18 protein-coding genes and 8 tRNA genes are annotated in these 22,042 nt (G+C 61.7%); 6 read left to right on the plus strand and 20 right to left on the minus strand.

Going from position 1 to position 22,042, the window contains the following annotated elements; genetic code table 11:
- Positions 1-228 precede the first annotated feature (228 nt).
- The 9 genes from QMG46_RS18960 to QMG46_RS19000 all read right to left on the minus strand — a co-directional run bounded on the left by QMG46_RS18960 (position 229) and on the right by QMG46_RS19000 (position 9,259).
- Positions 229-2,130: a SurA N-terminal domain-containing protein gene (locus tag QMG46_RS18960; RefSeq protein WP_281849424.1), complete on the minus strand. Its 1,902-nt coding sequence runs from the start codon at positions 2,128-2,130 to the stop codon at positions 229-231.
- Between the two features lie 87 nt (positions 2,131-2,217).
- A tRNA-Asp gene (locus QMG46_RS18965) sits at positions 2,218-2,294 on the minus strand.
- An 8-nt stretch (positions 2,295-2,302) separates the two neighbouring features.
- A tRNA-Val gene (locus QMG46_RS18970) sits at positions 2,303-2,377 on the minus strand.
- Between the two features lie 20 nt (positions 2,378-2,397).
- Positions 2,398-2,670 carry a non-specific DNA-binding protein Hbs gene (locus QMG46_RS18975; protein WP_281849425.1) on the minus strand — a complete coding sequence of 91 codons (273 nt, stop codon included), beginning with the start codon at positions 2,668-2,670 and terminating at the stop codon, positions 2,398-2,400.
- A 333-nt stretch (positions 2,671-3,003) separates the two neighbouring features.
- Entirely contained in the window at positions 3,004-5,502 is a 2,499-nt protein-coding gene (gene lon / locus QMG46_RS18980; protein ID WP_281849427.1) for an endopeptidase La, read from the minus strand.
- Between the two features lie 208 nt (positions 5,503-5,710).
- The gene (gene clpX, locus QMG46_RS18985) at positions 5,711-7,009 is read right to left on the minus strand and encodes an ATP-dependent Clp protease ATP-binding subunit ClpX (protein WP_281849428.1); all 1,299 of its coding nucleotides are present in this window, start codon (positions 7,007-7,009) and stop codon (positions 5,711-5,713) included.
- 106 nt (positions 7,010-7,115) lie between these two features.
- A complete protein-coding gene (gene clpP, locus QMG46_RS18990) occupies positions 7,116-7,745 on the minus strand; it encodes an ATP-dependent Clp endopeptidase proteolytic subunit ClpP (protein ID WP_281849429.1) in 630 nt (209 codons plus the stop codon).
- A 54-nt stretch (positions 7,746-7,799) separates the two neighbouring features.
- On the minus strand, positions 7,800-9,092 hold the full coding sequence (tig, locus tag QMG46_RS18995; protein WP_281849431.1) for a trigger factor: 1,293 nt from the start codon (positions 9,090-9,092) through the stop codon (positions 7,800-7,802).
- A gap of 82 nt (positions 9,093-9,174) precedes the next feature.
- A tRNA-Leu gene (locus QMG46_RS19000) sits at positions 9,175-9,259 on the minus strand.
- A 284-nt stretch (positions 9,260-9,543) separates the two neighbouring features.
- Between QMG46_RS19000 and QMG46_RS19005 the strand changes: the two genes are divergently transcribed.
- The 3 genes from QMG46_RS19005 to QMG46_RS19015 all read left to right on the plus strand — a co-directional run bounded on the left by QMG46_RS19005 (position 9,544) and on the right by QMG46_RS19015 (position 13,607).
- Positions 9,544-10,647: a sensor histidine kinase gene (locus QMG46_RS19005; RefSeq protein ID WP_281849432.1), complete on the plus strand. Its 1,104-nt coding sequence runs from the start codon at positions 9,544-9,546 to the stop codon at positions 10,645-10,647.
- Positions 10,644-11,405: a LytR/AlgR family response regulator transcription factor gene (locus tag QMG46_RS19010; RefSeq protein ID WP_281849433.1), complete on the plus strand. Its 762-nt coding sequence runs from the start codon at positions 10,644-10,646 to the stop codon at positions 11,403-11,405. Before QMG46_RS19005 ends, QMG46_RS19010 begins: the two co-directional genes overlap by 4 nt.
- 267 nt (positions 11,406-11,672) lie before the next feature.
- A complete protein-coding gene (locus QMG46_RS19015; RefSeq protein WP_281849434.1) occupies positions 11,673-13,607 on the plus strand; it encodes a pyrroloquinoline quinone-dependent dehydrogenase in 1,935 nt (644 codons plus the stop codon).
- A 265-nt stretch (positions 13,608-13,872) separates the two neighbouring features.
- Here QMG46_RS19015 and QMG46_RS19020 read toward each other — a convergent pair.
- The 7 genes from QMG46_RS19020 to rlmE form a co-directional block, all read right to left on the minus strand.
- Positions 13,873-13,948: transfer RNA gene (locus QMG46_RS19020), tRNA-Lys, on the minus strand.
- A 25-nt stretch (positions 13,949-13,973) separates the two neighbouring features.
- Positions 13,974-14,050, minus strand: a tRNA-His gene (locus tag QMG46_RS19025).
- Between the two features lie 15 nt (positions 14,051-14,065).
- Positions 14,066-14,142: transfer RNA gene (locus QMG46_RS19030), tRNA-Arg, on the minus strand.
- A 29-nt stretch (positions 14,143-14,171) separates the two neighbouring features.
- A tRNA-Pro gene (locus tag QMG46_RS19035) sits at positions 14,172-14,248 on the minus strand.
- A 179-nt stretch (positions 14,249-14,427) separates the two neighbouring features.
- Positions 14,428-14,504: transfer RNA gene (locus QMG46_RS19040), tRNA-Arg, on the minus strand.
- A gap of 246 nt (positions 14,505-14,750) precedes the next feature.
- Positions 14,751-16,685, minus strand: a complete 1,935-nt coding sequence (gene ftsH, locus QMG46_RS19045) for an ATP-dependent zinc metalloprotease FtsH (protein ID WP_281849435.1) — start codon at positions 16,683-16,685, stop codon at positions 14,751-14,753.
- Positions 16,682-17,332 (minus strand): 23S rRNA (uridine(2552)-2'-O)-methyltransferase RlmE, encoded by a 651-nt coding sequence (gene rlmE, locus QMG46_RS19050; RefSeq protein ID WP_281849436.1) that lies wholly within the window; start codon positions 17,330-17,332, stop codon positions 16,682-16,684. Before rlmE ends, ftsH begins: the two co-directional genes overlap by 4 nt.
- A gap of 81 nt (positions 17,333-17,413) precedes the next feature.
- On the opposite strand from rlmE, the gene yhbY reads away from it, so the two are divergent.
- Together yhbY and QMG46_RS19060 are read left to right on the plus strand one after the other, a co-directional pair.
- The gene (yhbY, locus tag QMG46_RS19055; protein WP_281849437.1) at positions 17,414-17,710 is read left to right on the plus strand and encodes a ribosome assembly RNA-binding protein YhbY; all 297 of its coding nucleotides are present in this window, start codon (positions 17,414-17,416) and stop codon (positions 17,708-17,710) included.
- A complete protein-coding gene (locus tag QMG46_RS19060; RefSeq protein WP_281849438.1) occupies positions 17,710-18,084 on the plus strand; it encodes an Mth938-like domain-containing protein in 375 nt (124 codons plus the stop codon). The genes yhbY and QMG46_RS19060 overlap by 1 nt, the downstream gene beginning before the upstream one ends.
- A gap of 2 nt (positions 18,085-18,086) precedes the next feature.
- Here the strand turns inward: QMG46_RS19060 and QMG46_RS19065 are convergent, their stop codons facing one another.
- The 4 genes from QMG46_RS19065 to surE form a co-directional block, all read right to left on the minus strand.
- Entirely contained in the window at positions 18,087-19,100 is a 1,014-nt protein-coding gene (locus tag QMG46_RS19065) for a peptidoglycan DD-metalloendopeptidase family protein (protein WP_281852928.1), read from the minus strand.
- 63 nt (positions 19,101-19,163) lie between these two features.
- Complete coding sequence (locus tag QMG46_RS19070; protein ID WP_281849439.1) at positions 19,164-19,772, minus strand: YqaA family protein; 609 nt, start codon at positions 19,770-19,772, stop codon at positions 19,164-19,166.
- The gene (locus QMG46_RS19075) at positions 19,772-20,452 is read right to left on the minus strand and encodes a protein-L-isoaspartate(D-aspartate) O-methyltransferase (protein WP_281849440.1); all 681 of its coding nucleotides are present in this window, start codon (positions 20,450-20,452) and stop codon (positions 19,772-19,774) included. Before QMG46_RS19075 ends, QMG46_RS19070 begins: the two co-directional genes overlap by 1 nt.
- On the minus strand, positions 20,449-21,222 hold the full coding sequence (surE, locus tag QMG46_RS19080; RefSeq protein ID WP_281849441.1) for a 5'/3'-nucleotidase SurE: 774 nt from the start codon (positions 21,220-21,222) through the stop codon (positions 20,449-20,451). Before surE ends, QMG46_RS19075 begins: the two co-directional genes overlap by 4 nt.
- Positions 21,223-21,368: 146 nt before the next feature.
- Here surE and QMG46_RS19085 point away from each other — a divergent pair, with 146 nt between their 5' ends.
- Positions 21,369-21,914: a Smr/MutS family protein gene (locus QMG46_RS19085; protein WP_281849442.1), complete on the plus strand. Its 546-nt coding sequence runs from the start codon at positions 21,369-21,371 to the stop codon at positions 21,912-21,914.
- The last annotated feature ends 128 nt before the right edge of the window (positions 21,915-22,042 follow it).

A 22,042-nucleotide genomic window follows, 5' to 3' on the forward strand; every position in this document is an offset into this window, starting at 1 on the left:
AGGCTCGCTTCGCATCGCCTATTGCGCCCCCTCACCCCAGCCCTCTCCCCCGGCAGAGCCAGGGGAGAGGGAGCTAAAAGCACGCAAGATTCAAACTTGCCTCAATGCGCCCCCTCTCCCCTGGCTCTGCCGGGGGAGAGGGTTGGGGTGAGGGGGGGGCTCTTACGAGCGGCGAAATAAAAAAGGCGGCCAAACGGCCGCCTTTTTTTTCACGAACACCATTGCCGCTTACATACGATCCGTAGCGATCTTGATATCCGCAGTAGCTTTAAGCGCTTCGATCAAACCATTCGTCTGCATCGCGCCGAAGGTCTGCTGCATCTGCGTGCGCAGCGAGTTGCGATCGTCCGGCGTCATCTTCGACAGGTCGGCGCCCTCGACCTTGTCGAGCGCCAGCAGATCGAAGCTCCCATCGGGCAACGCTACCGACGCATACTGCGGCTTGCCTTCCACCGGATGCGGCAGCTTGAATGCCTGCGTCAGCAGTTCCGGCGGAACCTGGTCCTGACCGCGCTGGACGTCGTTGACGGTGCGTACGGTAGCACCCAGGGACGTTGCAACGGTTTGCAGATCTTCGCCCTTCTGCAGGCGAGCGAGCAGCGCATCCGCTTGCTGCTTGGCTGCAGCCACCGTGCGTTCGTCGACAATCTTCTTGCGGATCTCGTCGCTGACCTGAGCCAGCGGACGGACGGCAGATGCAACATGTTTGTCGACGCGCACCACGACGGCATGATCGCCACCCAGGTCGATCAGACCCGAGTTGTTACCCTGGGCCAGCACGTCGTCGGAAAACGCCGCCGTGACGACTTTCGGATTTGCCGCGATGCCCGTCGCCGCGCCCTGGCGCGAGAATGCTTCCGTGGTCTTGACCGTCAGCTTGAGTTCCTGCGCGGCCGGATCCAGCGAAGACGGCGACTGGTAGGTCTTGTCCGCAAGCTTGCCGGCGAAATCGTTGTACAGGCGATCACTATCGGCCTTGGCCGCTTCCTGCGCCAGCTGTGCACGCACTTCTTCGAACGGCTTGACCTCACCCGCACGCACGTCGCGCAGGTAGATGATGTGGTAGCCCTCGTCAGGCGACAGCACCGGCTTGGAGATCTGGCCCTTCTGCATGGAGAACAGCGCAGTGTCGAACGCCGGGTTGGCAATGCCTTTTTCCAGCCAGCTCAGATCACCACCTTGACGCTTCGAGCCCAAGTCTTCCGAATCCTGTTCGGCCAGCTTGGCGAAGTTCTGCGGCGTGGCTTCCGAGGCGATCTTTTCGGCCTTGGCCAGTGCCGCCTTCTGCTGTTCCGGCGTTGCGTTCTTGGGCACGTTGATCAGGATGTGCGACACTAGGCGCTGCTCGGGCTTCTGGAAGCGCTGCTTTGCCGCGTCGTAGCGCTTCTTGAGTTCTTCGTCGCTGGCCTGCGCTTCGGGCTTGAGGTCCGCGCCGTTGACTTCGAGGTAGCTCAGAGACACCGTCTCGGGGCTCATGAAGTCCGCCTGGTGTGCCTTGTAGTACGCATCGATCTGCGCGTCGGTGACATTGCTGTCGACGCCGGCCGGGTGCGGCAGCGCCACGAAGCGAAGGTTGCGGCGCTGGAAATTGATGTTCAGGAAACGATCTACGTCCGCGTCGGTGACGATCGCGCTGCCAGCCAGAGCATCAGGCAATTGCTGCACCTGCAGGTCCGAACGAACCTGACCCTCGAACGTGGTCGGTGCCATGCCCTGCGCGGCCAACAGCGCGCGATAGGTGTTCGGATCGAACTGTCCGTTGATCTGGAAGTACGGCAGCGACGCAATGCGCTCGCGTACCGCGCCACTGGACACGCGCATGCCGAGATCTTCGCCGGTCTGGGTCAGCAGCGTCTGCGCGATCATTGCGTCCAGCACGCGCTGCTTCATTTCCGGCTTTTCGTAGACGCTCGTATCGCCTTTCTGCTCAGCGGTCTGCTGGCGCAGGCTGTTTAGGCGATTCTGAAACTCCTGCTGGCTGATTTCATGCTTGCCGACCTTGGCGACGAACGTTTCGGTATTGCCCAGGAAATAGGACTCGATACCGAAAAATGCCACGGCAAACACGCAAACGCCCAGAACGACGATGGCTGGCCATCCGTGTAGCTTGTTACGTAGTGCCTGCAACATTGAAGTGATCTCGCAATCGTTTCCGACACCCGGCCCCGCGCCGGGACGTAAATAACAAAGGCGCCACATGGGCGCCCTTGCGTTCTGTGGCGGAGCGGACGGGACTCGAACCCGCGACCTCCGGCGTGACAGGCCAGCATTCTAACCGACTGAACTACCGCTCCACACAATCTGGTGGGTGCTGTAGGGATCGAACCTACGACCCTCGCCTTGTAAGGGCGACGCTCTACCGCTGAGCTAAGCACCCAAAACCAAGCGGGTAGCCGCTTAGTTTAAGGCATCCTTCAGCGTCTTGCCAGCCTTGAAGGCCGGGACCTTCGAAGCCTTGATCTTGATCACTTCGTTGGTGCGCGGGTTACGACCGGTGCGAGCGGCGCGCTTGCGCACGGTAAAGGTACCGAAGCCAACGACCGATACGTCGTCGCCCTTCTTCAGAGCCTTCTGCACGGTCTCGAAGAACGCCTCGAGCGCGCGGCCGGCGTCGGCCTTGGTGAGCTCGGCCTTCTCGGCGACGGCATTGATCAGATCGGTTTTATTCATTGAGACACTCCCTTCAATACGGTTATGCAGCCCGCGTAATCAGTCTGGGACGAAGCAGCGCCGCCAACCATAAGGTGGACGGATCAAACGCTACCCCGCGACCCCGCATCGCTTTCGCTCTTCGCAGCGTCTGGATGGCGGTGCCGCCCTTTATACCAGTGCCCCTTAGGGTCCGCAATACAAGTTGTACCAACGTTTTCCGGCCTATAGCGCATGTCGATGACGACATGCAACAACGTCAAAGTATGCGTTGCGCGTCGATTCATTCGCCAAAAAAAAGAGGCGTGCCAAGCACGCCTCTTTTGTGATGCATCGAACAAAACTTGCGCGATATCAATGCGGTCGCACGTGAGCTTCGTTTGAATCTTCCACCGTATTGTCGACCTTGCCCGCAGCCGGTTCGCCTTCTTTGGCGAGCGGCTGCAATGGACGCTCCAGCGCAATGTCGAGTACTTCATCGATCCAGCGTACCGGATGAATATCCAGCGAGCTGGTGATGTTGTCCGGGATATCGGCCAGATCCTTCTTGTTCTCGTCCGGAATGATCACGGTGGTAATGCCGCCGCGGTGCGCTGCCAGCAGCTTTTCCTTCAGGCCGCCGATCGGCAGCACGCGACCACGCAGCGTGATCTCGCCGGTCATCGCCACTTCCGAACGTACCGGCACCTTGGTGAGCACGGACACCAGCGCAGTGCACATGGCGATACCCGCGCTCGGGCCATCCTTCGGTGTCGCGCCTTCGGGCACATGGATGTGCACGTCGAGCTTTTCGTGGAAGGTCGGATCGATACCCAACTGCTCGGTGCGCGCACGCACCACCGACAATGCGGCCTGGATCGACTCCTTCATCACGTCACCGAGCTGACCGGTATGCACCAGCCTGCCCTTGCCGCTGACTACGGACGCCTCGATGCTGAGCAGATCGCCACCCACCTGAGTCCAGGCCAGACCGGTCACCAGACCGACTTCGTTCTGCAATTCCTTGCGACCGAAATCGAAACGGCGCACGCCCAGGTACTGCTCGAGGTTGCTCGAATCGACCTGGATCGAGTTCGATTTCGCCTTCGACTTGGTGGTCTTGGCTTCGGCCGTCTTCGCCTTGGCCTTGGCTTTCTTGACCTCGCCCAGGGTCAGCTCCTTCACCACCTTGCGGCAGATCTTGGACACTTCGCGCTCCAGGCTACGCACGCCCGACTCACGCGTGTAGTAGCGCACGATGTCGCGCACAGCGTCTTCGGAAACCTTGAGCTCCTCGGGCTTGAGGCCATTGGCCTTCAGCTGCTTGGGCAACAGGTAACGTTGCGCGATCGCCAGCTTTTCGTCTTCGGTGTAACCCGGGATACGGATCACTTCCATACGATCGAGCAGCGGGCCCGGAATGTTCAGCGAGTTCGCGGTGGCAATCCACATCACCTCGGACAGATCGAGATCCACTTCGAGGTAGTGATCGTTGAACGTATGGTTCTGCTCCGGATCGAGCACTTCGAGCAACGCTGACGACGGATCGCCGCGGAAGTCCATCGACATCTTGTCGATTTCGTCCAACACGAACAGCGGGTTCTTGGTGCCGATCTTGTTCATGTTCTGCACGATGCGACCCGGCATCGAACCGATGTAGGTACGGCGATGACCGCGGATTTCCGCTTCGTCGCGCACACCGCCCAGGCTCATGCGGACGAACTTGCGGTTCGTCGCCTTGGCAATCGACTGCCCAAGCGACGTCTTGCCCACGCCAGGCGGGCCGACCAGGCACAGGATCGGGCCTTTCATCACGTTCACGCGCTGCTGCACGGCAAGGTATTCAAGGATGCGATCCTTGACCTTCTCCAGGCCGAAGTGATCGGCATCGAGCACTTCCTGCGCCATCTGCAGATCCTTGCGCACCTTGGAACGCTTCTTCCATGGCACACCGACCAGCCAGTCCAGATAATTGCGCACGACCGTGGCTTCGGCCGACATCGGCGACATCTGCTTGAGCTTGCCAAATTCCTGGCGCGCCTTGGTCAGCACCGCCTTGGGCATGCCGGCCGATTCGATCTTTTTCTGCAGCTCTTCGATTTCGTTCGGGCCATCCTCGCTCTCGCCGAGCTCCTTCTGGATCGCCTTCATCTGCTCGTTGAGGTAGTACTCGCGCTGGCTCTTTTCCATCTGCGACTTGACGCGGCCGCGGATGCGCTTTTCCACCTGCTGCAAATCCATCTCGCCATCGACCAGGCCGATCAGCAATTCGAGACGCTGACCGACGTCGGCCGTTTCGAGCACTTTCTGTTTGTCCGCCATGCGCACCGAAAGATGTGCGGCGATCGAATCGGCCAGACGCGACGGATCGTCGATACCCGACAGCGTCGCCAATACTTCCGGCGGCAACTTGCGGCTCTGCTTGACCAACTGCTCGAACAGCGAGATCAGCGTACGCGACACCACATCGAGCTCGCGCTCCTTGGCGCTGTAGACCGACTCGATGACGCGCGACGTCGCGGTGAGCATGCCGCCGTCTTCGTTGTAGTTGTCGATCGATACGCGCGACTGCCCTTCGACCAGCACCTTGACGGTGCCATCGGGCAGTTTCAGCAACTGCAGGACACCGGCGAGCGTACCGATCTGGTGCAGATCGTCGATTTCCGGATCGTCGATATCCGGGCTCTTCTGAGCCACCAGGAGAATTTGCCGCTCCCCTTCCATCGCGCGTTCGAGCGCGCGCATCGACTTGTCACGGCCGACGAACAGGGGAATGACCATATGGGGATAAACCACCACGTCGCGCAATGGCAACACTGGCAAAGCATCCAGTGCAGATCCGGTGGCTACGGGTAGTGAGGCGTTTTTTGCCATGTAAAAAAATCCCTCGAAGGAGACAAGTTCGGCTCGCCCCGACACTGCGCCGGGGTCACTTATACGTCAAGTGGAGGCGCCGACAGTTCAGTACAAGTGGATAAGCAAACGGCCCCTGTCGGGGCCGTTATGTTTAGACGATGTATCGCCTGCGAGGCGTGAGACATCAGGAGGAAACGGACGTAAGCCCATCTCCTCCTTACCGTTTTCAGGCGGCGTCCCCACCCGACTCACCCGCAATCCGCTGCTGCTGCAAATTGCCGCGATAAATCAGGTACGGCTCGGCCTGCCCATCGATGACGGCGTCGTCGACCACGACCTTGCTGACGTGCTCGAGCGACGGCAGCTCGTACATGGTGTCGAGCAGCACCTGCTCCAGGATCGTACGCAGGCCGCGTGCACCGGTCTTGCGCTTGAGCGCCTTGCGGGCAATGGCCTGCAACGCTTCCGGACGGAATTCCAGCTCCACGCCTTCCATCTCGAACAGACGGCGGAACTGCTTGGTCACGGCGTTCCTCGGCTCGGTGAGAATTTTCACCAGAGCGGGCTCATCCAGTTCGTCCAGCGTCGCAACGACCGGCAAACGACCCACAAACTCGGGAATCAGACCGTAACGGACCAAGTCGGCGGGCTCGACATCGGCCAGCACCTTGCCCAGGTTCTCGGTGCGCTCTTTGCTGCGGACCTCGGCGGAGAAGCCGATACCCGTGGTCTCGGAACGCTGCTGGATGACTTTCTCCAGCCCCGCGAACGCGCCGCCACACATGAACAGAATGTTCTTGGTGTCGACCTGCAGGAATTCCTGTTGCGGATGCTTGCGGCCACCCTGCGGCGGCACCGATGCCAACGTGCCTTCGATCAGCTTCAGCAGAGCCTGCTGTACGCCTTCGCCGGACACGTCACGGGTGATCGACGGGTTTTCGCTCTTGCGCGAGATCTTGTCGATTTCATCGATATAGACGATGCCCGACTGCGCCTTGTCGACGTCGTAGTCGCACTTCTGCAGCAGCTTCTGGATGATGTTTTCCACGTCCTCGCCGACATAGCCGGCTTCGGTCAGCGTGGTGGCATCGGCGATCGTGAACGGCACATTGAGCAGGCGCGCCAGCGTTTCGGCCAGCAGCGTCTTGCCCGAACCGGTCGGACCGATCAGCAGAATATTGGATTTGCCAAGCTCGACGTCGTCGGCCTTCTGGCGCGACTCCATCCGCTTGTAGTGGTTGTAAACCGCCACCGCCAGCGCTTTCTTGGCACGCATCTGCCCGACCACGTACTGGTCGAGTGTCTCCATGATTTCCTTGGGCTTGGGCAGCTGGCTGCGCCCGGAGGCGGCCTTTTCCTCAAGCTCCTCACGGATGATGTCGTTGCACAGCTCTACGCACTCGTCGCAGATGAACACGGAGGGACCCGCGATCAGCTTGCGCACTTCATGCTGGCTTTTGCCGCAGAAGGAGCAGTAGAGAATCTTGCCGCTGTCGTTGGAACGGCCCTGCCGCTCGTCGCTCATGCTTTGGATCCTGCTTTTAAAACGGTTGCGGCCCGAGAATAACACAGGGTTCCGTGTCTGCATCCAGACACAGAACCCCTTTTTCCGACCGGGAAAACGCCGTTAATCAGGCGGATTTGACCGATTCGACGCCACGGCGGTCGAGTACGGCGTCGATCAGGCCGTATTCGCGGGCGGCTTCGGCACTCATGAAGCGGTCACGCTCCATATCGCGCTCGATCTTGTCCAGGGGCTGGCCGGTATGCTGAACGTAGATATCGTTCAGGCGGCGGCGCAGGTACAGGATTTCCTGGGCCTGGATTTCGATGTCGGTCGCCTGGCCACGCGCACCGCCCGAGGGCTGATGGATCATGACGCGCGAATTGGGCAACGAGTAGCGCTTGCCTTTGGCACCTGCCATCAGCAGCAGCGACGCGGCGCTGCAGGCCTGGCCGATGCACATCGTGCTGACGTCGGGCTTGATGAATTGCATGGTGTCGTAGATCGCCAAACCGGCGGTTACGACGCCGCCCGGACTGTTGATGTACAGATGAATGTCCTTGTCGGGGTTTTCCGACTCGAGGAACAGCATCTGCGCCACCAGCAGATTGGCGACCTGGTCGTTCACTTCGCCGACAAGAAAGATCACGCGCTCCTTCAGGAGGCGCGAATAAATGTCGTACGAGCGCTCGCCGCGGGCCGTCTGCTCGACGACCATCGGCACCAGGTTGAGGTCTTGGATCGGGTCCATGGCCATGCTTGTGGCTCTCCGGTTGATGTGCCTGTCTTTAGAGTGCCTGATTTAATTCAATCAGGCACCGACCGGGCGCATCACTTCGTCGAAGCTCAGCGTCTGCGTCGTGGTTTTGGCGTGTTCCGCAACCCACTCGGCGACCTGGTCTTCCATGACGCGGTTTTGCAGCCCAGACATCAATTGGGGGTCATTGTTATAAAGTTCAACGACCTTTTCGGGTTCTTCATAGGTCGAGGCAATCGCGGCCAGTTGCTCGGCAACGCGCTTGCGGTCGATCACCAGGTTCTGCTTGCGGGAGATCTCGCCCATCAGCAGGCCGGCGATGACGCGCTTGCGAGCCACCGGGGTGGCAGCCTCGATCAGCTGCGGCGGCGGCTGTTGGCCACGCGGCACGCTGCCGGCCGCCAGACCACGGGCCTCGGACTGCACCATCAGATTCGGCACATCGAGTTCCGGGTGGGCATCGGCCAGCTTTTCGGCCACTTCGCCCTTCAGGCGGGCCATGAGGGTAGCCTTGAGCTCACGCTCCAAATTGGCGCGGACTTCCTTACGGAAGGTGTCCAGGTCGCCATCGGCCACGCCGAACAGCTGGGCAAAGTCGGCGTCGACTTCGGGCAGCTTCGGCTCCTGCACCTTGATGACCTTGAATTCGACCTGCGCCGTCTTGCCGGCCAGCTGGTCGTTACGGAAGTCTTCCGGGAAGGCGATATCGGTGCTGAAGCTGTCGTCGGCCTGGTGGCCGGTCAAGGCTTCGTCGAGCGCCTTGAACAGGGTGCCCGAGCCGAGGACGCTGCCGGCGCGCTCCAGGCCTTCGGCGGGGAAGCGGTAGTCGCCAGCCTGGGCGGAGTACTCGAACATCACGAAGTCGCCTTCGGCCGAGGCGCGCTCGACGACTTCGAAGCTGCGACGCTGCTGACGCAGGGTCTCGATCATCTTTTCGATGTCGGCATCGCCGACTTCGGCCGCCGGGCGCGTGATTTCAAGCGCGGCGACGTCGATTTCGGGGAATTCCGGCATGATTTCGAACGTCGCCGTATAGGCGATTTCGCCGTTTTCCGGCGTACCGGTGGTGTCGATCGCCGGATTTGCGATCGGGCGCAGCTTTTCCTGCTCCACCGCTTCACGCAGCGTGCTGCCGATCAGGTCGGAAAGCACCTCACCACGCACCTGCGCACCGAAGCGCTGCTGGATGACCGTGGTGGGCACCTTGCCCGGGCGGAAACCCTTCAGGCGGATCGTACGGCCCATCTCCGCGATACGCGCGGTCACCTGCGATTCGAAGCGCTCTGCGGGAAACTTGACCGTGAGCTTGCGCTCGAGCTTGCCGACGTTCTCAACCGAAACCTGCATGACGTCTCCTGGGTAACTGGATGGGGCGCCCGTCACAGACGCCGGCGGCCCTTGCCGCCTCAAAAAAATCAAATAAAAGGGATGGTGCGAAAGAAGGGACTCGAACCCTTACGGTGTTACCCGCTGGAACCTAAATCCAGTGCGTCTACCAATTCCGCCACTCTCGCATCAGAACAACCCGAGGACGAATCCATAACCACCGGATTTCAGAGGCTTTTTTGGCGAAGCTCGCCATCTTGCCCTCCCCGCCCAGCGCCTGGACCTCATCGCTCTTAAGTCGATGATTCCCTTACACGAAAGCGGGCCATTTTACGGTTGTGGGGGCGCGCAATACAAGGTGCGAAGCGAGGAGTCGCCGACGTCCACTGCCCTCACAAAGCCTCCCAGGCAGGCTGCGGCCAAGCCTGGCTTCATGCTACACAACGCGGGCCCACCGACGAACGAGCCGAGCATGCCCCTCCCTGACCGCAAGCCACCTACACCCCGTGAGGGCTTGGCTTGGCGACGCGTACTGGCCTGGGCCGCCCTGTGCACGGCGATAGGCTTGCTCAATGCCTACCACCTCTACCTGGACGAGGCCGCCAACGGCCGCCACGGCGTGCTGTTGCCACGCGCCATCACTGAGCTGACAGGCGCCTGGTGTGCAGGGCTGTTGGTGCCTCCGTTGGCGGTGGCGCTCGGTCACCTGCGCCGGCAAGCCGGCGGGCGCCTTTTTCGCTATGCCGGGCATGTGGGCCTGTTGCTGGTGTTTTCGTTGCTGCATACCAGCCTGATCTGGGGTAGCCGCGTACTGCTTTTCCCGCTGGTCGGCATCACCGATTACGACTACGGCGTCATGGCCTGGCGCTACGCCATGGAATTTCCAAGCGACGTGATCCTGTACGGGTTGACCGCCTGCATCACTTGGCTCTTGCAGCACTATCGCGCCAGCCGTGCACGCGAACTGCATGCCGCGCAGCTGGAATCGGCATTGGCCGATGCCCGGCTGGATGCCTTGCGCCTGCAGCTCAATCCGCATTTCCTGTTCAATGCGCTCAATGCCGTATCCGCCACCATGTACGAGCAACCACGCGCAGCCGATGAAATGCTGGCGCGCGTGGGCGACCTGTTGCGCGCCACCCTGCAGGCGGATATGCAGGAACACACGCTCGGCGACGAACTGCGCCTGTTATCGCTCTATCTGGATATCCAAGGAGCCCGTTTCGGAGATCGTCTGCAAGTGAAGCTGGACATCGCCCAAGGCCTGGATTCGGTACGTGTACCATTCCTGGTGCTGCAACCGCTGGTGGAAAACGCCATCGAGCACGCTGGCAACGCAGTCGAACACTGCGTGAGCGTTCGTGCACGCGCCAACGATGGGCATGTGGAACTGTGCGTGAGCAACCAGGAAGGCAGTCCGGTCAGCCGTCACCATGGACACGGCATCGGCATGGGCAATACACAGGCAAGACTGCGGCACCTCTACGGCGAAGACGCCGGGCTCGCCCTGGAAACCGTGGCCGATCAGACGCAGGCACGCGTTTGGCTGCCTTTGCGCGAGATCGCAACGCCGTGACGCTTCGCATTGCCATCGTCGACGACGAAGCGCCCGCGCGCGACAAACTGCGCCGTTACCTAAAGGATGCCGCCGGCTTCGAACTGATCGGCGAAGCCGATAGCGGTGGCGCGGCCGTGACACTGATTTCGCGCGAACGACCCGATGTCGTATTGCTCGACGTGCGTATGCCGGACATGGATGGGTTCGCTGTGCTGGAGGCCCTGGGCGATTCGTTGCCGTCTGAAGTGATCTTCGTCACTGCGCATGGCGACTATGCCCTGCAGGCTTTCGAAGTGCATGCATTCGACTACCTGCTCAAACCCGTCAGCCCGGAACGCTTCGATCGGCTCCTGCAGCGTCTGCGGCAACGACTATCACCGCGACAGGATATCGGACAGCGGCTGGAGGGTTTGTTGGACGCCCTGCCCGCGCCCGTCGGCTACGTCGCGCATTTGCTGATCGAGGCAGACAACCGCGCCGAGCTGATTCCCGTCGAGCGGATCAGCCGTATCGAGGCCGATCGCAACTATCTGGATATTCATGCCGATGGCCGCAGACATCGGATGCGCGGCACGCTGGAACGCATGCAGGCACGCCTGGATCCCGCCTGCTTTGTACGCATCAATCGTTCGACGCTGGTGCGCCTTGCGGCGATCCACGAACTCGCGCCCTGGCCCGATGGCGAATATCGGCTGCATATGGATGACGGGAGTCGAATTACCTGGACGCGGCGTTATCTGGAGCAGGCGCCGCCTGGGTTGTTGCGGCGGGTGTAGATGGCCTGGAAAAGCCCTTCCTATTCGTCGTCCCGGCGAAGGCCGGGACCCATTCCTCAACGCTGACGCTTGCCATGCGTCACCTGACGAGCGAAGCCTGAGGAATGGATCCCTCCTATTCGCCGGGATGACGATGAAAACTGAAGTTTGCAGGTCCTGCCACAAGCGGCGACTTCGTCCCAGCCAGCCCGGCGTTCGTCCCGCACAACACCCCCGACTCCCCCACAGCACTGCATGCTGTCGTCACGTCTTCCCGTGAGCATGACCATGCCGGCCCCCTATCACCTTTCCCGACTCATCCCTTTGCTGCTCGGCGCCACCTTCGCTCATACCGCGATAGCCGACGGCGACTGGCCAGCCTACGGCAACGATCCAGGCGGCATGCGCTTCTCGCCATTGACCCAGATCGATCGCAGCAATGTCGCCAACCTGAAACCCGCCTGGACCTTCCACGTCGGCGACATACTCGACGGCAAGAACGACACGCCGCGCAGCGGGCTGGAGACCACGCCGATCATGGTCGACGGCACGCTCTATCTGACAACACCGATCAATCGGGTCATCGCCCTGGATCCGGAAACCGGCAAGCAACGCTGGGCCTACGATCCCAAGCTGGACCTGCACGCCGATTACGGCGATGGCCTGATCAACCGAGGCGTCGCCACCTGGCTCGACGCTTCCGGCGATACGACGCAGGCCTGCCACCGACGGATCTACGAAGCGACCCTCGATGCGCGCCTGATCGCGCTCGATGCGGCCACCGGACAACCCTGCGCCGACTTTGGTCAGCACGGGCAGATCAATCTGGCCAACGTCCCGGGCTTTCGCCACGGCGAATACCACATGACCTCACCACCGGCCGTCGTCGATGGCGTGGTCATCGTGGGCTCGGCCATCAACGACAACAACCGTACGGACATGCCGGCCGGCGTGGTGCGTGGCTTCGACGCGCGCAGCGGCGCGTTGCGCTGGAGTTGGGATCCGATCGCCACACATCCTGCCGGTAGCGGTGCGTCCACATGGCAAAGCGGTGCGGCCAATGCCTGGTCGATCATGGCGGTCGACGAGGCACGTGGCCTGGTGTTCGTTCCTACCGGCAGCGCAAGTCCGGACTACTACGGTGGCCATCGTCCCGGCGACAATCACTGGGCAAATGCCGTCGTCGCCTTGCATGCATCGACAGGCAAGCTCGCCTGGGGTTTCCAACTGGTGCACCACGACCTGTGGGACTACGACACCGCGTCGCCGCCCTTGCTGACCACGCTCAAGCGCGACGGTCGCGATGTGCCGGTGGTCGTGCAGGGAAACAAGACCGGCTACCTCTATGTACTCGATCGCACAACCGGCAAACCGTTCTTTCCGGTGGAGGAACGTGCCGTCCCGCAAAGCGACGTGCCGGGTGAACTGACCTCGCCGACGCAGCCGATTCCCACCACGCTTCCTGCGTTGAGTCCGACCTCGTTGAACGTGGCCGACTTCTGGGGGCCGACCGAGGCCGATCGAGAAAGCTGTCGCAAAGCGATGCATGGCCGCAGCGTGTCCAGCGTGTTCACGCCGCCCAGCCTGCAAGGCGGCGCTGCCGTGCCCGGCAATGTCGGCGGCATGAACTGGAGCGGCTACGCCTTCGATCCTCAACGCAACCTGCTGGTGGTCAATACCAGCTTCTTGCCGTTCGAACTGCGCCTGATCGAACGCACCGACTACGACACGCACGTCCATCAGGATGATCCTGGCGAATACGCAGGACAGCACGGCACGCCTTACGCCATGTATCGCCACGCCTTGCTGTCTTCCTCGCATCTACCTTGCGGACCCGGACGGTGGGGCGAATTGGTGGGCGTCGACCTGGCGACAAGCCGCATCCGTTGGCGCGTTCCCTTGGGATCGTTCCAGGACTTCGCGCCGAAGATCAAGAACATGCCCGTCGGCGCACTCAGTCTCGGCGGCCCGATCGTGACGGCAGGCGGCCTGGCGTTTATCGCCGGCACCATCGATCCGTATCTGCGCGCCTTCGATCTCGATAACGGCAAGGAGCTGTGGAAAGCACGCTTGCCGGCGAGCGGACATGCCACGCCGATGAGCTACAGCTGGAAGGGCCGCCAGTATGTAGTGATCGCTGCCGGCGGTAGCGCCAAGATCACGGAGGAAGCACAAGGCGATGCCATCGTCGCCTACGCGCTACCGGACAACGCCACGCCCTGAAAACAGTGGCGAAAACAGGCGCTACGACCGCGTAGCGCCTGCTTCGACGGATGGACTATCGACGATTCGAACGGGGCTCAAGTTTGCGGATTGCCCTTGGTGAACCAGGCGCTGATCCGCAAAACACGTATCCATGTCTATACCAAGGGACATTACCAAGGGACATTCGGACAGCCCGATCCGTGGAAGCGCAGCGCGCCCCTCGACTCGTAGAAGAAGCCCAAAGAAAAAGGCGCTCAGCTTTCGCCAAGCGCCTATCTTTAGTTGGTGGGCCGTCAAGGATTCGAACCTTGGACCAATTGATTAAGAGTCAACTGCTCTACCAACTGAGCTAACGGCCCAGGAAACTCTAATTGTACTACAAATTGGGGTGGACGATGGGACTCGAACCCACGACAACTGGAATCACAATCCAGTACTCTAACCAGCTGAGCTACGCCCACCGTAAAACTTTGAACTGGCGCGCCTGACAGGAATCGAACCTGCAACCGTCGGCTTAGAAGGCCGATGCTCTATCCGGTTGAGCTACAGGCGCAGTGCACTTTTTGCGTGCAGAGCACCCGCTGGTCGGGGCAGAGGGATTCGAACCCACGACATCCAGCTCCCAAAGCTGGCGCTCTACCAGGCTGAGCTATACCCCGATTGCTTCGAAACCTCGTCCGCTTACGCAAGCCGAAGCTTAGAAATGCTACGGGTGACGCTTCGCCTAGTCAATCCGTATCGAAGCACACCGAACTTCAAACTTATCGTCCGGCACCACAATGGCGATGTTTTGCCTTTGTAGTAAGAGTGCAGTGCGAACACTGCGCTCCTTGAATAATGGCGCGCCCGGAGAGATTCGAACTCCCGACCACCAAGTTCGTAGCCTGGTACTCTATCCAACTGAGCTACGGGCGCGCGGTGAAAACTTCTGTCTTTGTCGCCGATCTGCCGAAACAGGAGGCGCCGAAGCCAGAAGCGGAATTATTCAGACTCCGCGCACGATCGTCAATACTTTTTTCAGAAAAATTTCATTTCGATGTATCGGAGCGTTCATCGAAAGCACCGTCCATTGCGCGTGATGGCTGCATTTGGACGTCCGAATGAGCTCACCCAACAAAAAAGCGGCCCGCGGGCCGCTTTTTCATATCAACCTGCTTTGGTTCAACTCTGCGTCGCCGGATCGCCCACCTTCGCACCCGCATCGCCACGTGGCGGCGGAGGCGGCGGCGTGGACGAGGTCGACGAGGTCTTCGACCAATCGGCCGGCGGACCCGGTGTGCGACCAGCCATGATGTCGTCGATCTGATGCGCGTCGATTGTCTCGAACTGCAACAACGCATCGGACATCACATGCAGCTTGTCGATGTTCTCGGTGAGCAACTGCTTGGTACGCGCGTAGGCGCGATCAAGAATGTTGCGCACCACTTCATCGATCTTGCGCGCGGTCTCGTTGGAGACGTTCTTGTGCTGCGTGACCGAGCGGCCGAGGAAGACTTCGTCTTCTTCTTCGCCGTAGGTCACCGGGCCGAGTTCGTCGGACAGGCCCCACTTGGTAGCCATGTTGCGCGCCATCTTGGTCGCACGCTCGATATCGTTGGAAGCACCCGTGGTGACCTTGTCGGCACCGAAGATCAGCTCTTCGGCCACACGGCCGCCGTACAGCGAGCACAGCTGCGATTCGATCGCGACGCGGTTCATGCTGTACTTGTCGCCTTCGGGCAGGTACATCGTGACACCCAGCGCACGACCGCGCGGAATGATGGTGACCTTGTAGACCGGATCGTGCTCGGGCACGAGGCGACCGACGATGGCATGACCGGCTTCGTGATACGCCGTCAGCTTCTTCTCGTCTTCGCTCATCGCCATCGAGCGACGCTCGGTGCCCATCAGGATCTTGTCGCGCGCCTTATCCAGATGAATCATGCGCACGTCGCGCGCGTTCTCACGCGCAGCGAACAGCGCCGCCTCGTTGACGAGGTTGGCAAGGTCAGCACCGGAGAAACCAGGCGTACCGCGCGCAATCACCATCGGATTGACGTCGCTGGCCACCGGCACCTTGCGCAGATGCACCTTGAGGATCTGCTCGCGGCCCTTCACGTCCGGCAGGCCGACCACGACCTGGCGATCGAAACGGCCCGGACGCAGCAGCGCCGGGTCGAGCACGTCGGGACGGTTGGTGGCCGCGATGACGATGATGCCCTCGGTGCCTTCGAAGCCGTCCATTTCGACCAGCAGCTGGTTGAGCGTCTGCTCGCGCTCGTCATGACCGCCGCCCAGACCCGCACCGCGATGACGACCGACCGCATCGATTTCGTCGATGAAGATGATGCACGGCGCGTGCTTCTTGGCCTGCTCGAACATGTCGCGCACGCGGCTGGCGCCGACGCCGACAAACATTTCGACGAAGTCGGAACCGGAGATGGAGAAGAACGGCACCTTGGCTTCGCCAGCGATCGCCTTGGCGAGCAGCGTCTTGCCGGTGCCGGGCGGGCCGACCATCAGCACGCCGCGCGGAATCTTGCCGCCGAGCTTCTGGAACTTGCCCGGATCGCGCAGGAACTCGACCAGCTCGCCGACTTCTTCCTTCGCTTCGTCGCAACCGGCAACGTCGCTGAAATTGACCTTGATCTGGTCCTCGCCCTGCAGCTTGGCGCGCGAACGGCCGAAGCTCATCGCGCCGCGTCCGCCGGCACCGGCCTGCATCTGCCGCATGAACCAGATGAACACACCGACGATCAGGATGATCGGTAGCCAGTTGAGCAGCAGACCAAGCAGCGAGAAGCCGTTATTGGAGGGCTCCTGGCGAACCTCGACGCCCTTGTCCTGCATCTGCTTGACGACCGTGCTGGTCGACCAGCCGAGCACCGGCGCGACAGTGCGGAACGAACTGCCGTCCTTGAGTTTGCCGCTGATGGCGGCGGGTTGGTCGGCGCTGATGGTTGCGCTGGACACGTTGCCGTTGTCCACGCTCTGCACGAAGCTGCTGTAAGGCAGATCCGACGACGAGCCGCCATGCGGGTTGAAGCTCTGGAAAACGGTGAGCAGGATCACTGCGATCACTAACCAGAGCAGCAAATTTTTAGCCATTTCATTCATGCACGGTTCTCGCCCGGTTGCCCGCTGCCGACCTTGCGACCGGTAGCGAGGGCATATACCTCACGCGAACGGGCGCGGGAGGCCTTTGGTTTACGCATAGTCACGCGGCTGAACTCCGCGCGCAAGTTGCGCAAGTAATCGTCAAAGCCGGCCCCCTGGAATAGCTTGATCAGGAAAGACCCGCCTGGCTTGAGCCAGTGCCGGCTGAAATCGAGCGCCAGATCGGCCAGGTCCATTGCCCGGATCTGATCGGCCAGCGCTACACCACTCATATTGGGGGCCATATCGGAGAGCACAAGATCGACCTTCTGGCCGTCCAGACGACTCTCCAACTCCCTCAACACGGATTCTTCGCGAAAATCGCCCTGCAGGAAGTCCACCCCACCAATACCCTGCATCGGCAGGATGTCCATGGCGATGATCGTGCCCTTGTCGCCCATGCGCTGGCGCACCAGCTGCGACCAGCCACCTGGGGCGGCGCCCAGGTCGACCACGCGCATGCCGGGCTTGAGCAGCTTGTCGCGGTCGACGAGCTCCTCAAGCTTGAAAGCCGCGCGCGAACGCAGGCCTTCGGCCTGAGCCTTCTTCACGAAGACGTCGTCGAAATGTTCCCGCAGCCAGCGGGAACTGCTTTTGCTGCGAGACATCGTCGGCAACGGCCACAGGTAAGGGGAATGGCTGCATGATACCCTTTACGGTCCATCTGCCGCGAATCCGAGACTGAACGCATGGCCCTTTCCCCTTCACAGCGCCGCTACCTGCGCAGCCTGGCCCATGACCTGAGCCCGGTGATCCTGCTCGGCGCCAAGGGCGCGACCGACGCGGTGCTCAAGGAGCTGGACCTGGCCCTGTCCCATCACGAGCTGGTCAAGGTGAAGCTGTCCGGCGGCGACAAGGACGAGCGCCAGGAGCAGATCGACTTCCTGAGCCAGGGCACCCGCGCCGAAAGCGTCCAGCAGATCGGCCATGTCGTGGTCCTGTTCCGCCGCAACGAGGACGAGCCCAAGCTCGCCCTGCCACGCTAATGGACCTCGCGCTCGACCGCCCAGGCGATTTCCTGTTCGTGCGGCGTGTTGCCGCACGGTCAATTACGGTCATGGACCGGGAAATCACCCAGAGTTTCCTGTTGGCGCCCGATCAGGCCGTGGAAGGCTGGCCGGTGAATGACGCCAAGGCCCTGACTACCCTCCAGGTCGACGACATCCTGGCACTGAAGCCGGAACTGGTGATCCTGGGTACCGGCGAACGCCAGGTATTCCCCCCCGCCGAGTTCATGGCCGGTTTCCTGCGCAAAGGCGTAGGTATCGAAGTGATGGACAACGGCGCAGCGGCACGGACGTACGACTTGCTCGCCGGTGAAGGGCGACGGGTTGTCGTCGCCTTCATTCTGCCGGCATGAAGTCACTTCGAGGGTAAATACCCCAGCGGATCGACCGGATTGCCGTCCTTGCGAATCTGGAACTGCAGCTCGTCACGCGAAGCACCCGTGGCGCCCATTTCCGCGATCTGCTGGCCCGCCGTGACCTTCTGACCTTCCTTGACCAGACGCTTGCGGTTGTGACCGTAGGCCGAAAGGAAGCTGTCGCTGTGCTTGATGATAACCAGCTCGCCGTAGCCGACCAGGCCATTGCCGCTGTAAACGACGACACCGTCGGCGGCCGCGCGAATGGGATCGCCTGCCTTGCCGAGTACTTCAATGCCGGGAATCGCATCGCCGCTCTGGAAACGCTTGCCGAGCTGACCGTCGGCGGGCCAGCGCCAGACCACCCCACCCTGCGAACGCGTGCCACCGGGTGATGGCGCCACTGCAGCCGGAGGCGGCGGAGGCGGTTGCGTCGCCGGAGACTGCGTCGGCGCACCGGCCACCGGCACGACCGTGCTGGTGGGCACGGCAGGCGTGGCAGTACCGGTCGAGGCCGGTTTAGGTGCAGAAGCAGCAGGTGCTGGCTTGCCGGTATCGGCCGTATTGGCAGGAACGTCCTCGAACATCGGCTCCGCAGGCGGCGGCGCAGCAGCCGGTGCGGGCTTGTTCGCAGGCACCACGACAGGCACCACGACAGGCGCCGCGGCAACGGCCGCCGGCTTGGCGTTACTGCCACCGGCAGGCGACAGGCGCAGTACCTGTCCTGGCCAGATCGTGTAGGGCGCCTGGATATTGTTCCATTGCGCCAGATCGCGGAAATCCACCTTGTTACGGAAGGCGATCGAATACAGCGTATCGCCATGCACTACCTGGTAACTGCCGCCAGGCACCTGCGTACGCGCGGGTGCGGGCGCGGGAGTTCGCGGTGCCGGACCGGACGATGCGGCCGGTTCGACCCGCACCGAATGGGTCATGCTGCCGCAGGCAGCCACGCTCATGGCCAGAACGGAAATCGCAGCGAGCCGGACGGAAGGATTCATGGTCGCCAGCATACCTAGGCGCAATGGGGATTTCATACGGGACACCGATCTCCTTTCGACATCGCTTAAGGCACGTCAACGTGACAGAAGCCACCACGCCACCAGGGCGATCAGGATCACCACGACGGCCCAGCCGATCCATTCGATATTTTTCTGCAGCATGCGTTCGGCGCGCTCGCCGAACAGGCGCACAAGAATCGCCAGCAGCCACACGCGCTTGCCACGGCCGACCGCAACGCACGCCAGGAATGGGATCAACGGCACACCGACGATACCCGCCGCCCAGGTGACGAACTTCATCGGCACGACCGGCTGCAACGCGGCCAGCGCGAGCACGGCGAGCAGACCCAGCCAATGCTGGTTCATCTCGGTGCGCAGGCTATCGACGCCCTTTTGAATCGGCTCGAGCAGATGCAAGGTGTCGAGCAGCGGATGCAAGGCCTGAAACGCCCAATGCCCGAGCGAGTAGCCGACGATCGAACCGAGCAGGGAAAACAGCAGGCTGATATTGGCGTAGAAGAACGCCTTGTGCCGTTTACCGAGCATCATCGGCGCGAGCATCACCTCCGGCATGATCGGAAAGATGAAAGCTTCGACGAAACTCAGGCCGGATAAATACCAGACCGCGCGGGGATGGCGCGCCCAGACCAGTACGCGCGCATAAAGCGAACCGAACAGCCGCATCAGCCGATACCGCCAAGCAGCGGCACGAAACTGACGGCAGCGAGTTCTTCCTGGGTGAAGTCGCCGTTGCCGTCGCCGCGCATGCGGATCAGGGTCTGACTGCTGGGCGAGCCGACGGGCGCCACCAGCACGCCAGTAGGGCTCAATTGATCGAGCAACTGCGTCGGCACGGTATCTCCGGCGGCGGTAAGAATGATCGCATCGAACGGTGCTTCGTCCGGCCAGCCAAGCTTGCCGTCGTCATGACGCGAGCGGATCTGTGTCAAACCGAGCTGACGAAAACGTCGGCGCGCCTGACGCAGCAGCTCTTCGATACGCTCGACGGTGAACACCTGCGGCACCAGGCCGGCAAGCACAGTGGCCTGATAACCAGAGCCGGTGCCGATCTCCAATACTTTTTGCGGTACGCCGAATTCGAGCAGCGCCTCGCTCATGCGCGCGACCACCCAGGGCTGCGAAATGGTCTGGCCATGGCCGATCGGGAGCGCCGTGTTCTCGTAAGCGCGCGAGTGCAGCGCCTGATCGATGAAATGATGGCGCGGCACATTGCGGATCACGTCGATGACGCGTGGGTCCTTGATGCCCTCTTCCTTGAGTTTGGCAACCAGGCGGTCACGCGCGCGCTGCGAGGTCATTCCCTCGCCTTTGAGCATCGCCGGCGGTAGTGGATGCGTGTTCATTCGACCGTCATGCCTTCGGTCAGCGTGGTCATCCAACTGCTGACTTTTTCCAGTGCCTGAAACCGCGTGAGATCGACATGGATCGGCGTCACCGAAATAAAACCGCGCTGCACGGCATTGAAGTCGGTGCCGGGACCGGCATCGTCGACATCGCCTGCCGGGCCGATCCACCAGATCGGCTTGCCGCGCGGGTCGGTCGCCTTGATGCACGGCGCCGAGCGATGCCGTTTGCCCAGACGAGTGACCTCGAAACCCCGGATCTCCGACCACGGCCGGTCGGGCACGTTGACGTTGAGAATGGTGTCGGCAGGCAGCGGATCGACCAGCAGGCGTTGCATCAGCTGCAACACGGCCTGCGCCGCCGACTCGTAGTGCTCGCCCTTGTGATCGCGACTGACCAGCGAGACGGCAATCGCGGGCAGGCCGAGAAAGCGCCCTTCCATCGCGGCCGAGACGGTACCGGAATAGATCACGTCATCGCCAAGATTGGCCGAGTTGTTGATACCGGAAACGACGATGTCCGGTTCGTAGTCGAGCATGCCGGCCAATGCCAAGTGCACGCAGTCGGTGGGCGTGCCGGCAACGCGGTAATAGCGGTTGCCCATGTCCAGCACCCGGATCGGCGCATCCAGGGTCAGGGAGTTGCTCGCCCCCGACCGATCGCGATCGGGCGCCACTACCGTGACTTCGCCCACCGCGCTCAGGCGATCGGCAAGTACGCGGATACCCGGGGCATCCACGCCATCGTCATTGCTAACAAGAACTCGCATCATGATCCGTCTAGAACCTGCCCAGGGCGCATCCCCCGGACGCACCCACAAGGTCTGAAGTCTACCGGAGCGGGCAAGAGGTTTCACACTTTGTGGAATCGGACGCCGAGCAAAGTATGCTCAGCACAGGTCCTGGACTTTCGTGCATGAAACGACGCCCCGCCAACCCCATCAGCGACGACGACGCCCGCCTGTTCAGAGAGGCGATCGGCGAGGTTCGCCAGTTGGACCCAGTCGAGCTGCCGCCGGCCGCACCCAAGCCCAAGCCGCGGGCGCATATGTTCGAGGCGGATGAAGCGGCCGTGCCCTCCGAGCTGCTGGAAATGGCCTTCGATCCCGCGCTGATGGAAGTGGGCGAGGAGCTCAGTTATCTACGAGACGGCTATCCGCCCAAACTGCTGCGTCAGTTGAAGCGCGGCCAGTACAGCATCGAGGACGATATCGACCTGCATCATATGAACGCGGCGGCGGCGCAGCAGACGATCGTGGAGTTTCTTGCCGAGGCCCATCACAACGGCTTTCATTGCGTGCGCATCGTGCATGGCAAGGGCTTGCGTTCGAAGGCCGCGGGGCCGGTGCTGAAGGTGCTGACGGATCGGATGCTGCGGCGGCGCGACGATGTGATTGCGTTTGCGTCGGCGCGGCCGGCGCAGGGCGGGACGGGAGCTGTGTTAGTTTTGCTTAAGGATTGAGCCGTGGTTGCAACTCAGGGAGTCTCTAAAAAAACCTCCCCTACTCGTCATCCCGGCGAAGGCCGGGATCTACTCCTCAGCGCAGGTGCTTGCCATACGTTGCCTGACAAGCGGAGGCAGAGGAATGG

It is taken from the genome of Dyella sp. GSA-30 (genome assembly GCF_027924605.1).
GTDB lineage: Bacteria > Pseudomonadota > Gammaproteobacteria > Xanthomonadales > Rhodanobacteraceae > GSA-30.

Bases quoted from the DNA above. Each gene is read 5' to 3' on its own strand.
- QMG46_RS18960 (WP_281849424.1), bottom strand. From the start codon at position 2,130: ATGTTGCAGGCACTACGTAACAAGCTACACGGATGGCCAGCCATCGTC.
- QMG46_RS18975 (WP_281849425.1), bottom strand. From the start codon at position 2,670: ATGAATAAAACCGATCTGATCAATGCCGTCGCCGAGAAGGCCGAGCTC.
- lon (WP_281849427.1), bottom strand. From the start codon at position 5,502: ATGGCAAAAAACGCCTCACTACCCGTAGCCACCGGATCTGCACTGGAT.
- clpX (WP_281849428.1), bottom strand. From the start codon at position 7,009: ATGAGCGACGAGCGGCAGGGCCGTTCCAACGACAGCGGCAAGATTCTC.
- clpP (WP_281849429.1), bottom strand. From the start codon at position 7,745: ATGGCCATGGACCCGATCCAAGACCTCAACCTGGTGCCGATGGTCGTC.
- tig (WP_281849431.1), bottom strand. From the start codon at position 9,092: ATGCAGGTTTCGGTTGAGAACGTCGGCAAGCTCGAGCGCAAGCTCACG.
- QMG46_RS19005 (WP_281849432.1), top strand. From the start codon at position 9,544: ATGCCCCTCCCTGACCGCAAGCCACCTACACCCCGTGAGGGCTTGGCT.
- QMG46_RS19015 (WP_281849434.1), top strand. From the start codon at position 11,673: ATGCCGGCCCCCTATCACCTTTCCCGACTCATCCCTTTGCTGCTCGGC.
- ftsH (WP_281849435.1), bottom strand. From the start codon at position 16,685: ATGAATGAAATGGCTAAAAATTTGCTGCTCTGGTTAGTGATCGCAGTG.
- rlmE (WP_281849436.1), bottom strand. From the start codon at position 17,332: ATGTCTCGCAGCAAAAGCAGTTCCCGCTGGCTGCGGGAACATTTCGAC.
- yhbY (WP_281849437.1), top strand. From the start codon at position 17,414: ATGGCCCTTTCCCCTTCACAGCGCCGCTACCTGCGCAGCCTGGCCCAT.
- QMG46_RS19060 (WP_281849438.1), top strand. From the start codon at position 17,710: ATGGACCTCGCGCTCGACCGCCCAGGCGATTTCCTGTTCGTGCGGCGT.
- QMG46_RS19065 (WP_281852928.1), bottom strand. From the start codon at position 19,100: ATGCTGGCGACCATGAATCCTTCCGTCCGGCTCGCTGCGATTTCCGTT.
- QMG46_RS19070 (WP_281849439.1), bottom strand. From the start codon at position 19,772: ATGCGGCTGTTCGGTTCGCTTTATGCGCGCGTACTGGTCTGGGCGCGC.
- QMG46_RS19075 (WP_281849440.1), bottom strand. From the start codon at position 20,452: ATGAACACGCATCCACTACCGCCGGCGATGCTCAAAGGCGAGGGAATG.
- surE (WP_281849441.1), bottom strand. From the start codon at position 21,222: ATGCGAGTTCTTGTTAGCAATGACGATGGCGTGGATGCCCCGGGTATC.
- QMG46_RS19085 (WP_281849442.1), top strand. From the start codon at position 21,369: ATGAAACGACGCCCCGCCAACCCCATCAGCGACGACGACGCCCGCCTG.